General features: G+C 56.9%; 8 protein-coding genes. 5 read left to right on the top strand and 3 right to left on the bottom strand.

The annotated features are described in order from the left end of the window. Positions 1 to 17 precede the first annotated feature (17 nt). From ectB to DOLE_RS04935, 3 genes are read left to right on the top strand one after another with little or no spacing between them, the layout of a single operon-like run. The gene (gene ectB / locus DOLE_RS04945; protein WP_012174389.1) at positions 18 to 1,292 is read left to right on the top strand and encodes a diaminobutyrate--2-oxoglutarate transaminase; all 1,275 of its coding nucleotides are present in this window, start codon (positions 18 to 20) and stop codon (positions 1,290 to 1,292) included. After that, entirely contained in the window at positions 1,292 to 1,681 is a 390-nt protein-coding gene (locus tag DOLE_RS18140) for an ectoine synthase (RefSeq protein ID WP_012174388.1), read from the top strand. The genes ectB and DOLE_RS18140 overlap by 1 nt, the downstream gene beginning before the upstream one ends. Before the next feature lie 9 nt (positions 1,682 to 1,690). Beyond that, complete coding sequence (locus DOLE_RS04935) at positions 1,691 to 3,103, top strand: aspartate kinase (RefSeq protein ID WP_012174387.1); 1,413 nt, start codon at positions 1,691 to 1,693, stop codon at positions 3,101 to 3,103. Positions 3,104 to 3,108: 5 nt separating this feature from the next. Here DOLE_RS04935 and DOLE_RS04930 read toward each other — a convergent pair whose 3' ends face one another. Further along, the gene (locus tag DOLE_RS04930; RefSeq protein ID WP_012174386.1) at positions 3,109 to 4,029 is read right to left on the bottom strand and encodes a YitT family protein; all 921 of its coding nucleotides are present in this window, start codon (positions 4,027 to 4,029) and stop codon (positions 3,109 to 3,111) included. A 167-nt stretch (positions 4,030 to 4,196) separates the two neighbouring features. On the opposite strand from DOLE_RS04930, the gene mnmG reads away from it, so the two are divergent. Next, positions 4,197 to 6,068: a tRNA uridine-5-carboxymethylaminomethyl(34) synthesis enzyme MnmG gene (gene mnmG / locus DOLE_RS04925; protein WP_012174385.1), complete on the top strand. Its 1,872-nt coding sequence runs from the start codon at positions 4,197 to 4,199 to the stop codon at positions 6,066 to 6,068. Between the two features lie 114 nt (positions 6,069 to 6,182). Here the strand turns inward: mnmG and DOLE_RS04920 are convergent, their stop codons facing one another. Next, a complete protein-coding gene (locus DOLE_RS04920) occupies positions 6,183 to 7,967 on the bottom strand; it encodes a glycoside hydrolase family 172 protein (protein WP_012174384.1) in 1,785 nt (594 codons plus the stop codon). Between the two features lie 127 nt (positions 7,968 to 8,094). Continuing rightward, positions 8,095 to 11,217: a DUF748 domain-containing protein gene (locus DOLE_RS04915; protein WP_012174383.1), complete on the bottom strand. Its 3,123-nt coding sequence runs from the start codon at positions 11,215 to 11,217 to the stop codon at positions 8,095 to 8,097. 372 nt (positions 11,218 to 11,589) lie between these two features. On the opposite strand from DOLE_RS04915, the gene DOLE_RS04910 reads away from it, so the two are divergent. Further along, the gene (locus tag DOLE_RS04910; protein ID WP_012174382.1) at positions 11,590 to 12,642 is read left to right on the top strand and encodes a tetratricopeptide repeat protein; all 1,053 of its coding nucleotides are present in this window, start codon (positions 11,590 to 11,592) and stop codon (positions 12,640 to 12,642) included. Positions 12,643 to 12,708: the final 66 nt, after the last annotated feature.

The raw sequence follows: 12,708 nt of genomic DNA, 5'->3' as shown, positions 1-12,708 counted from the left end.
CATTTAAGGAGGCGCACATGCGTATATTTGAAAACATGGAGTCCCGCGTTCGCGGTTATATCCGGTCTTTTCCCGTGATATTTGAATCAGCCAAAGGCTCCATCATGACCGACGAAATGGGCAAAGAGTACATCGACTTTTTTGCCGGGGCCGGCACCTTAAACTATGGCCACAACAACCCGCAGATTTCACAGGCCCTGATTGAATACCTTCAGGCGGACGGCGTGGTGCACGGCCTGGACATGGCCACCACGGCAAAAAAGCGGTTTCTGCAGAAATTCAGCGACACCATTCTGGGCCCCCGGGGCCTGGACTACAAAATCCAGTTCACTGGCCCCACCGGCACCAATGCCGTGGAGACGGCCCTCAAACTGGCCCGCATGGTCAAGGCCCGCTCCAATATTGTCTGTTTTACCAACGGATACCATGGCCTCACCATGGGGGCACTGGCCATCACCGGCAACACCCACTACCGGGACGAGGCCTACATCAGCCGTTCCAACGTGAGCTTTCTGCCCTATGACGGCTACATGGGGCCGGAGATCAACACACTGGACCTGTTCCGCAAGATGCTGGCGGACAACTCCAGCGGCCTGGACATACCAGCCGCCGTGATCCTGGAGACCATTCAGGCCGAGGGTGGGGTCAACATCGCCAGAAGCGAATGGCTCAAGGAACTGGCCGACATCTGTTACCAGTTTGATATTCTGCTGATCATCGACGACATTCAGGTGGGCAACGGCCGCAGCGGTGATTTTTTCAGCTTTGAGGCGGCCGGCATCAAGCCGGACATCGTCTGCCTGTCCAAGGCCATCGGCGGGGGACTGCCCCTGGCCTTCATTCTCATGCGGCCGGACCTGGACCAGTGGAAACCCGGGGAACACACCGGCACCTTCCGCGGCAACAACATGGCCTTTGTGGCCTCGACCCAGGCCCTGTCCTACTGGGACACCAATGATCTTTCAGAGGCGGTTCATTACAAGGGTGCGGTCATGGAGCGGGAGCTTACCGCCATTGCCGAAAAATACCCGGAACTGGACGCATCGGTGCGGGGCCGGGGCATGATCTACGGCCTGGAAATTCCGGAACGGGGCCTCTCCAGCCAGATATCCGAACGCTGCTTTGAAAACGGCCTGGTCATTGAGCTGGCCGGTGGAGACGACCAGGTAGTGAAATTTCTGCCCGCCCTGATCATTGACGAAGAGACCCTGCTGAAAGGTATCAGCATTGTCGACCGGTCGATTAACGAAATCCTGAAGGAAAAGCATGAAAACCTCAAGGGAGAACTGTAATGATTGTAAGGGACCTTCAGGAGATTCTCGGCACTGACCGTGAGGTGACCGGAGAGGGGTGGACCAGCCGCCGCCTGCTGCTGAAAAAAGACGGCATGGGGTTCTCCTTTCATGAGACTATCATTGCCGCCGGCACCGAGCACCTGTTCTGGTACAAAAACCACCTGGAGGCGGTCTATTGCGTGGCCGGCAACGGTACCATCGAAGACCTGGCCACCGGGCAGGTCCACCGGATCAAAAACGGGGTGCTCTACGCGCTGAACAACCATGACCGCCACGTGCTGCGGGGCGGCACCGAAGACATGCGCCTGATTTGCGCCTTCAACCCACCGGTCACAGGCCGGGAAACACACGACAGCGACGGCTCCTACGAGCTGGTCGAGGAGTAAAACGAAAAAATGGGTAATCATACGGTTGAAAAAATCGGCGGCACCGCCATGAGCCAGTTCGACAAAGTGCTGGACAACATCATTGTCGGGGACCGCAAGGAAAAAGACCTTTACAACCGCATCATCGTGGTGTCGGCCTACGGCGGCATCACCAACGAACTCCTGGAGCACAAGAAAACCAGCGACTCCGGCGTCTATTCCCTGTTTTCAAAGGATGACGATTCCTGGGCATGGGGCGAGGCCATCACCCGGGTGGGCCAGCGGATGTGTACCATCAACAAAGGCTTTGAACACCTGGGCCTGGACGTACAGCTGGCCGACCGGTTTGTCAAGGAACGCATCGAAGGGGTCCGCAGCTGCCTGATCGACCTGACCCGACTCTGCTCTTTCGGTCACTTCAAGCTGGACGAGCACCTGATGACCGTGCGTGAAATGCTCTCCGCCATCGGCGAGGCCCACAGCGCGCACAACTCCTACCTCATCTTAAAGTCCATGGGCATCAACGCCCGGCTGATGGACCTGAGCGGATGGATGGATACCGACCAGCTCTCCCTGGACGAGACCATCAAAAAGGCTTTTGAAAGCGTCGACGTTGCCGAAGAGCTGCCCATTGTCACCGGTTATACCCAGTGCAAGGAAGGCATCATGGGCAGCTACGACCGGGGATACACGGAGATTACCTTCAGCCGGATAGCGGTGCTCACCGGTGCCCGGGAAGGGATCATTCACAAGGAGTACCACCTGAGCAGCGGCGATCCCAAGATAATCGGGGAAGACAGGGTGGAGACCATCGGCAGCACCAACTACGACGTGGCCGACCAGCTCTCCGACCTGGGCATGGAGGCCATTCATCCGGGCGCGGCCCGGGGCCTGCGAAAAACCGACATTCCGCTGCGGGTAAAAAACGTCTTCGAGCCGGACCATCCCGGCACCCTGATCACCAACGACTACAGAAGCACCGATGCCCGGGTGGAGATCATCGCCGGACGGAAGGGGGTCACCGGCATCGAGGTGTGGGACCAGGACATGGTGGGCCGGTGGGACCACGACCTGGAGATGCTCAAACACCTGGCGGCGGCAAAAATCCGGTACCTGGCAAAGGACACCAACGCCAACACCCTCACCCACTACATCGCGGCGCCCCTGGCCAAAATCAAACGGCTCACCGACAACATCAAGCAGGATTTCCCATCGGCGGACATTCTGGTAAAAAAGGTGGCCTTGGTATCGGCCATCGGCACCAACATGGCCGACACCTGGGTGCTGCCCACGGCGGTCCACTCCCTGACCAACGCCGGTGTGGAGATTCTGGGCCTGCACAAATGCATGCGCCAGGTGGACATCCAGTTCGTGGTGGATGAAAAGGATTTTCAGAACGCCATCTGCGCCCTGCACCGGGACCTGGTGGAAACCGGCCGGTAGGAAACCTATCGCCGGTCAATTTTGGGTGCATTGAACCCGCCCCAGGTCTGCTGGGAGACCCCCACCACCATGAAGGCGTCCGGGTCGATCCGCGATATGATATACTTGACGTCGTAAATCTTTGACCGCAGCACGGTCAGATAAAGCATGGTCCGTTTCGTCTTGGAGTACCCCCCCGTCACCTCCCATTCGGTCACCCCCCGCTTCAGCTCATTGATAATGGCATAGCGGATCGGCTCCGGATTTTCCGTAACAATCATCAGGGTCCGCATCTGGCTGCTGCCCTCCAGCACAAAGTCGGAAAAGATGCCCACCATGATGATGGTGATCGTCGCCAGCAGGGCCGTCTCCATGGAAAAAATAAAACCGGAGATCAGCACAACCGCCAGGTCGGTAAAAAGATAGGACTGGCTCAAAGGATACCCGGTAACGTTATAAATGATGCGGGCGGTGATGGAGGTGCCGCCGATGGTGCCGCCGTAGCGGTAGATCAGGCCGGTGCCCAGGCCGTAAAGTACCCCGGCGTAGATGGCGGCCAGCAGCCCGTCAGAGGTCAGCGGATAGTGCTCCAGCCAGAGCGGCAGGTAGCGGATAAAAATATCCGACCCCACGGAAAATACGATCACCGCCACGATGCTGGACCAGACAAACTGCCACCGGCCCAGCCAGAAAAACCCCAGGGCAAACAGCGGAATGTTAAACAGCAGGAAGAACATGCCCACCGGAAAACCGGTCAGGTGGTTGACGATAATACCCAGACCGCTCACACCGCCGGCCGCAATATTGTGCGGCACCTGGAACACCGCGTATCCAAGGGCCGACAGCAATGCCCCGGCGATGATCATGACCTGCTGCACGGAAAGGCGCAGCAGTCTCTCTCCGGTATTGAGTTCCAGTTTCTGTTTTACCCGCTTTGACAGTTGCATAAAGCACTCCCGTGAACCATGGTAAGTTCTTTTCCTGTTTGTGATTATCTGTTGTATGCTGTCATTTGTCGGCCGGGCCGCACGGGACGGCTTGACCTGAGACCGAAAGAGCTATAGGTTTACAGGCGGTATTGTAACAGTTTATATACCTTCAAAACAGGCAAAACGTGTCAATTTACGAGAAAACATACGACATCATCGTGGTCGGCGCCGGCCACGCCGGGTGCGAGGCGGCTCTGGCCGCGGCCCGCATGGGATGCGCCGTTCTGCTGCTGGCCATCGACCTGGACAAAGTGGCGGCCATGCCCTGCAGCCCCTCCATCGGCGGCACGGCCAAGGGCCACCTAGTCAAGGAAATCGACGCCCTGGGCGGTGAAATGCCGAAGGCGGCGGACAAAACCGCCATTCACTGCAAGGTGTTGAACACCAAAAAAGGGCCGGCCATTCACTCCTCCCGCACCCAGAACGACAAGCACCGCTACCACACGGCCATGAAACAGTCCGTCGAAGCCCATGCCAACATCGACCTTAAAGCGGCCCTGGTCACCCGAATCATCGTGGAGGGCGGCAGCGTCAAAGGCGTGATCGACCAGACCGGGTTTTCCTGGCAGGCCACCTGCGTGATCATCACGGCCGGCACCTTTCTGGGCGGTCTTGTCCATATCGGCACCCACTCTCACCACGCGGGCCGGGCCGGTGAGTTTGCCGCCCTGGAACTCGCCGACTGCCTGCGGGAACTGGGGTTTGCCACCGGCCGCATGAAAACCGGCACCCCGCCGCGCCTGTCCCGGCCCTCCATCGACTTTTCAAAATTCGAAATGCAGGGCTCCGACGCCGACTTTCGCCCCTTTTCCGCGGCCACCCGCGCCCTTGAGCTGCCCCGCAGACCCAACTACCTGGGCCATATACGGGAAAACAGCATCGCCATTGTAAGAAACAACCTGGCCCATTCAGCCCTTTACAGCGGCCGGATCACCGGCACACCGGCCCGGTACTGCCCGTCCTTTGAAGACAAGGTGGTCCGGTTTCCCGAGCGGACCGCGCACCATCTGATCCTGGAATTTGAGGGGCTCGACTCCGACGAGATCTATGCTTCCGGCCTGGGCAACAGCCTGCCCATGGAGATCCAGCTTGCCTTTGTCCGGTCCGTGGAGGGGCTGGAGTGCGCCGAGATCATGCGGCCCGCCTATGCCATTGAATACGACTACATCAACCCCACCCAGCTTTTGCCCACCCTGGAGACCAAGCCCGTGGCCGGGCTCTACCTGGCCGGCCAGGTCAACGGTACCTCGGGATACGAAGAGGCCGCGGCCCAGGGCATGTGGGCCGGCATCAACGCGGCCTGCCGCGTTCAGAAGCGGCCACCCTTTGTCCTGGACCGGTCCGAAGCCTACATGGGGGTGATGATCGATGATCTGGTCACCCGGGGTACCAGCGAACCCTACCGCATGTTCACCTCCCGGGCCGAGTACCGGCTGCTGCTGCGGGAAGACAACGCCGACCTGCGGCTGGCGGAAAAGGGCCTTGAACTGGGCCTGGTGGACAAAGAGACCGTGGAGCGCATTCGGGGATACAAACACCGGATCAAGGCGGAGATTCAGCGGGTCAAAACCACGGTGATAAAACCGGATGATAAAACCAATGCCCTGCTGGCCCGACGCCAGTCGCCCCCCCTGACCTCCGGCTCCAGGGCGGACCAGCTGCTCAAGCGCTCAGAGATCACCTATGCCGACATCAAAACCCTGGCCCCGCCTGAGACACCCCTGCCCGAAAGGGTGGAGCAGCAGGTGGAGATCGAGGTGAAATACGAGGGGTATATCGACCGGCAGCGCCGGGAAATCGCCAAGTTCAAGGACCTGGAGATGATCCGTATTCCCGAAGGCTTTGACTACACGGCGGTCCACGGCCTTTCCAACGAACTCAAGACCCGGCTGGCCGATATGCGGCCCCTCTCCCTGGGCCAGGCGGCCCGCATCGAGGGCATCACCCCGGCGGCCATCTCCGTGCTGATGATCGGCATCAAGGCGGCCCGGGGATAACCTCCGGCATCCTGCTCCACTCTTACTCGTGCTCGTGCTCGGTGCCGATTGCTATCCTCTGATCATCCGTGCCGCCCCCGGCCCGGCTGTTTCTTGAAACCTTGGGGCCGGTCACTACTCGGCGAGCAGGGCGGCGGCTTCATCCGGCTCGGCAACCCGGTTTGATGTCGCACCATCAAAGGCGTACCAGTAGCAGGTCACCGCGTAGTCCATCTCCGTTGTCGCCCAATGCCAGAGTTCCATGTCGACCTGCAGCCTGCTGGTAAACGGTATCGCGTCCAGGCTGCGCGTGCGTGTGTTTGTCGTATATCCGATGTTGTCCGAATCACCCTCTCCCCGGGGCTGGGCATGAAACGGCGCCTCATAAGTACCACCGTCCCCGCAGAACGCATATCCGTAATAATCCTCGGTACCGGTCCCGAAAAATGACGGGAATGCCTCGTCATCCACCCATATTTTGGAGTCCCCTTCCCCCCACCAGGCATTGGCGCGGTTATACACCGTAAGGGTATCCCCCATGTACCGGCCCTTCCCGTTGATGGTCACATAGTTCCAGTCCCGTCCATTGGCTGTAAACCTAAACGTGCTTAGATCAATACTATTGCCTGCCACCGGGATATTGCGCTGACTGTGCCATGTGGCATGAAAATACATGGAAGCCCCCTCCTGCCAGGCATCGTCCATCACCTCTGTATCCTTTAAAGAAACCGTAACCTGCTGGTCGCCGAGGTTGATGAGCCGGATGACGGCCGTTGCCTGAAATGGCATGACCCATCGTGTGGTCATCGTATTGTCACCGGCCACTTCCTGCCACCATGTGACATAAGGATAACGTCCCGGACCTGATCCGAAAAAGTCGCCGACCGGGCTCCATACCCTGGTAACACCGTCAAAATCCATGGCCAGAATAGTTGACCGCAAAGCCTGATCAATATCTGCGGCACTGTCTAAAGAGATTTGCAGTCGGGTGATAGCCCCGGGGCCGGAAATCGTTTGCTCGAACGTTTCATCGGGGTCCAGCACAATCCCCGGGGTGCCGTCGATAATTCTGTCCGGCGCGGGAACCGACATCGACGGTGCGGACAGATGGTTCTGGACATTCTGAATTTCCGTGCCATAAGCCGTAAGATCGTCCATGGAGAACGATTGAACCGTGGTCCCCGCTGCATAGGCACGATAGTTGACCTGGTAATAAAGACGGTCATTCCAATTATCAAATATGCCAAAGCAATTGGGGCCATCATAGGTGATCTTGCAACGGCAGGCATAAGGAATCGGCAAATAGAGATTCATCCCGAGGGAGCGCTCCGCGGACAGGGGGCTGCCCACCAGTGCCTGTTTTCCGATATCGTCCGACGCCCCTTCAATGACCGGCGTGTCTGAAGAATTAAGATAGACCCGGATCGTCCCCTGGTATAGTGGCGCGGTCAGCCAGATACGCACAACAGCCCCGGGCCCCTCATGGTCAAAGAGAACCCACTCGTTCCTGCCGTCAATCACCTCCTGGCGAACGTACTGGCAAAAATCCCAATTATCAAACCAGCCCGGGTTATCCGGGGCTGTTGAGCCTCTGTCATAACTGCTGAACATGGCGGACGTGTATTCCGGCGCTGGATATACTACAAAAGCTTCACGACGGACCATCTCTTCAAGAAGGTCCGTGAATGTCACATCCGCCGTTCCCGCCACCGGCTCTTCACAGGAAGGCCCGGGGGGCTCTTCATCCGTGTCATCATCCGTGTCGGAAGGCTCTTCGTCCACTACTGCATCGTCATTGCTGTCGACCGGTGCCGGATGAACAGCCGGGGTTCCGTCAGACCCGGAGCCCCCGCCACATCCCCCCACCATAAAAAACAGCAACACGCAGGCAGCCAGACATAAAATTGTTTTGGCTCTCATGTGTACCCCCCTGCTCTTACTCGTGCTCGTGCCCGTGCTCGATTCCAATTGCCACCCTCTGATCATCCAGACGGCCCGCGGACTGAACTGATAAACCACAGAGACACAGAGGAACAAAGCAGAAAGCCTACTGCACCCCCAGCTCCACGCGGCTGGCGGCAAATTCGCCATCGGCGGTTTTAAAGATGTTGCCCGGGGCCTTCATAAAAACCCGCTCCGGAGAAAGGGTTTCATCCGACAGCAGGTAATCCTTGACCTTTTCGGCCCGCTGTTTTGCCAGCAGGCCCAGTTCGGCGTCGGTAACGGCACCGGCCCGGCGCTCCACAATGGCCGTCTCCATCTCTTCTATCGACAGCGTGGGATCATCGGCCTTTTTTACCACCACCCCTTCTATCGGCTTTTCCTCCACCTCTTTTTCATAGATCCTGCGCAGGGTCCGGTCATACTGACCGGCCGGCAGGATCGCTGTGGCCAGGGTCTCTGAATCCGGGGATTCTCCCTTCTGGCCCAACTTTTCCAGGGCCGGCGCCTTGATCGTGCGTTCCAGAGCAATGGCGGCCAGTGCCCTCCGGTCGGCATCAGGATCGGCGTACCCCAGGATCTCCAGCTTCAGGGCCGGCCGCTCAACCAGCAGTTTTTTCACGCCGTCCAGTTTCTGACGGCCCAGTTCGTCCAGTTCGGCCCAGCCGGGTTCAAACTCGATAAACCGCATCTCTTCACCGCCGCCCACCAGGGAACCCACCAGGGCAAACGGCGAGGTGGCCGCCTTTGTGATCAGGTTGGCCAGGGCCTTGAATACGATCCTGCCGACCCTGAACTCGGGATCATCGATGCGGCCCGACACCGGCAGGTTCACATCAATCACGCCCTTGCGGTCTTTAAGCAGGGCCACGGCCAGGCCCACCGGCAGGTTCATGGCCTCCGGGCTCTCCACGGTGTTGCCCAGGGTAAACTGGTCTAATAAGATATGGTTGTCGGCGGAAAGCACCTTCTGCTGAATGTCGTACTGCAGGTCCAGGTCCATCTTGCCCTTTTCAATGGCCCGGCCTATATACTTTCCCGTGTAGGCCGACAGCGGTACCATCTCCATGTTGCTCAGCTTTACATCCAGGTCCATAAACAGGTCGGTGCCCAGGGGATTGATGGCACCGGTGATACGCACCGGCGCATATCCGTCAATGGTGCCTTTTGCCATTACATCCGCAGCTTTGAAATCCTCTGAGGTCAGACCGGTGACTTTCAGGTCCGTCAGCGTCAGCCGGGTGGCATAATGCGGGTCAACGCTCCGGTCGGCAAATTTAAGTTCCGTGTTGTTCATCAGAAACCGGCCGATTTGTATGGGCGTCACCGATGCGCCCGTGTCCTTTGGTTCTGCCGCTTCCGGGGCATGGTCCGCTGGTTCCGCCGGGGTTTCCGGGCTGATAAAAATCCTGGCAATATTGGTGGCCCCGTCTTCAAACACCACCACCTGCTGCGCAAGATCCGTAAAGGCAATGCTGTCCACGTTCACCCGCAGGGGGGGCGTGGAGACCTTGATCCCGTCCAAGGTAAAATCGCTCCACCGTAAAAAAGATTCCCCTTTTTCCGGGTCTGACGTGGCAAAATCTTTGACTCCCGCCTCTCCGGTGACGGTTGCCGAGATCTGCCCCTCTTTGGCGGCGGCCAGAGAAAGATGTCCGGAAACGGCGGCCCGGCCATCGTTGATCACCAGGCGCACGTTGTCCGGCAGATAGGGCTGGCCCCAGGCAAGGGCCACGTCGGAAAGGCGGACATCACTCTCCACGGACAGCGGGGTCAGCACCATCTGACCGCTGACATTGAGCGGGGCCGCACCGTTGATCAGGGCACTGACGTCAAACCGCGACTCTTTTTCAGGCGCCGTGGTAAAAGGAGCCACCGTGACATTAAGGTCGCTGATGGCGTTTTCCACGGGCCCGTCTTCCGGACCGGCAACGGCAAAATCGACAAATCGGGCCGTGCCGCCGGTCAGCACAAACCTGTCCACGTCAACGACAAAGGGCTCACTCGTGTCTTCTTCAGGGGCGTCGGCAACCGCAGGCGGATCCGGTTCAGCAGCCTCGGCCGGCTGGCCCGGCGGAACCGTTTCAGATGCCTGTTCCGATTCAGCCACATCGGCCTGAGGAGATGCCTGCCCGTCCTCTTCAGTCTCGGCAACCGTTTCGGTCTCTGCCAAAAGCGTGTTTTCATCGGCCGTGGCCGCCGCCTCACCACTGATTACCAGGCCGGCCAGGTTGATGACGCCGTCGGCCTGCCGGATCACCGACAGAATGGGGGACTGGACTTGCACCTCGCCGACATGCAACCGGCTCTCCGTCACCACCGAGGGCAGCACCGTGACCGCCAGCCGGGGCAGGGTAAAAAGGCCGTCCCCTTCCCTGTCCTTCACATCCAGATCCACAATCGCAGCCTGGCCCTGGACCGTCACAACAGAACGATCGTTTTCTTTGTAAAAAGAGATCTGGGTCGTAATATCCACATCCCCCTGTTCCACTTGAAAGCCGATCCGGTCCTTTGGCATGTATGCGGTGTAGCGGGGAATCGACACGCCGGAAAGGGCCATGTCCACCACGGTTTCCATGGAGTTTTTAAAAGGCTTGGTCTGAACATCCACAGATAAAGTTGCCCCGTCCACAGAAAGGGTCAGGGCCGGTTCCAACTTCCGGTTCCGGTGCCGGATAAAATTGGAGATAAAGGGCACCTGCCAGTTGATGGGCGAAATGGTGTGGGTTTTGCCAAACGGCAGGTCCCGGTACACCACAGTTCCGTCCACAACCGAGATATTTGCCACAGCAAACCCAAAGGGCTCGGCAGGCGACTTTTCCTCCGCCGGGTTTTCTTCTTCCTTTTCTCCGGCCAGCAGGTCGGAAAAATTAAAGGTGGCGCCGGACAGCCGCGCAACATGAATTTCCGGCTTTTCCAGCAGCACGCGCTTTAACACCAACCCTCTTCTGATTAAAGACCAGGCCTCCGCGTTTACGTACAGCTTTTCAAAACGCACAAACGGGTCAGTCTTGTTTTTGTCCTTGATCTCCAGGCCGTACACCGTCACCGACAGGGTCAGCGGGTTGGCGCGGATTTTCTCCACAGCCACGGGCCGGCCCAAAAATTCGGCCAGCTTTTCCGGCGCCATGCGCGTGAGCACCGCTGAAGCCACAAAAAATATGGCAATAAAATAAACGGCAAAACAGATGCCGGCAATGACCAGTATTCTTTTCTTTTTTTGTGTCATGATCATGCCCCACTGATGCGTTGGGTTATATAAAATGATTTGCCCCCAAATCCTTCACGCGACCAGTTTACGCCCTGTTTCTCATGGATGCAAGAGGAGCAAAGAACGCAAAGAACATTACTGCCTGTCCTCCAATTCTTGACGATACCCATTCAAATGGGCGTTTCATAGCCTTCTATCAAATTTTTATATTGACATTTCAATAAAATAGCTTTTAGTTTCAATGAGAAAAAAGGGAGAGAGGGCACTTTAGACCATGACGTATATTCTGCCGTACACAAAAAAAGCGGTTTTAAAAGTCCGGGATGAAAAGTAGCAGGATATTAATGTGCTGGAGGAGATCGAGAAGCGTGGAGGGAAAAAGGAAACGGTATGAAGATAAACCATAAACTCCTTGTTGTCTTTTTTATCGCTATACTGTCTTTGCTTCAGGCATGTTCATCTTCTTTTGATGTGGAAGAACGAAATTTAGAAATAAAGAATATACTTGATAACTATAGAGGCAACACTGCTGACTTGAGGGCGGCTTACAAACTGCTGAGGCCTTTATTAGAGAAGTATCCGAAGAATGCTATGGGATTTGTGAATTTATGTCGCCTTATCACCAAAGCGGGGTATATTCAGGGCGATGAGTATGACCCCGGCGCATTGGAAAAAGCCGAAAAAGCGCTTGACCAGGCAGTCGCCCTGGATCCGGAATTGTTTGACGCCTATTACCACGGCGTTTTTCATTATATTCGCAGGAATAATCTCGAGAAAGCCAGGCAGTTCACCTTAAAGGCACAGGAACTCAGGCCGGGCTCAGCCAAAACAGACCTTCTGTTCTGCGAACTTGCCCTGGAGGAAGATAACCCTGAAGAGGTGATTCGACGGGCAAATTCCGCGATTGCCAACTCGAATGATACAAGTGTTCTCCATGACGCCTACTTCGCCTTATCCAAAACATATAAAAAAAGAAAGGAATACGAAAAAGTAGTTAACATTTACAGGAAAACCATCGAAATCTTTCCTGATGACCCATGGAACATGGATGCCTACGCGGCCTTTCTCCTTTATCACATGGAAGATTACGACAAGGCCATTGAATACGCCCGGAGGGCACTTGAGATCATGGACTTTGGTATGGCGCGGAAACATTTAGGCCAAGCTTATTACAAAAAGGCCGCCACACAGTTATGGGAAGACAAACAATACGAGGCTGCAGCAGAAAATTTTCTGTCAGCCGCCCAATATCACCCAACCGCCAACGCCTATTACGGTCTTGGTATATCATATTGGTATTGGGGTCACCATACGCGACAGGTGGAACTGCTTCGGGAAGCGGCAAAAGCGTTAAATCAAGCCCTTGAAATGGACCCCTCGCATGAACAGGCCAGAAAACAGCTTGACGATCTGCAGGGACAGCTTACAAAATTTGATACGTAAAAGAGGGCAGACAGCGACGCCCTCTGTTAGTCGAAAAGCCCTTGACATGAGGGATGAGCGTATTAT

It is taken from the genome of Desulfosudis oleivorans Hxd3 (assembly GCF_000018405.1).
GTDB lineage: Bacteria > Desulfobacterota > Desulfobacteria > Desulfobacterales > Desulfosudaceae > Desulfosudis > Desulfosudis oleivorans.
This window is presented reverse-complemented; position numbering and strand designations above follow the sequence as displayed.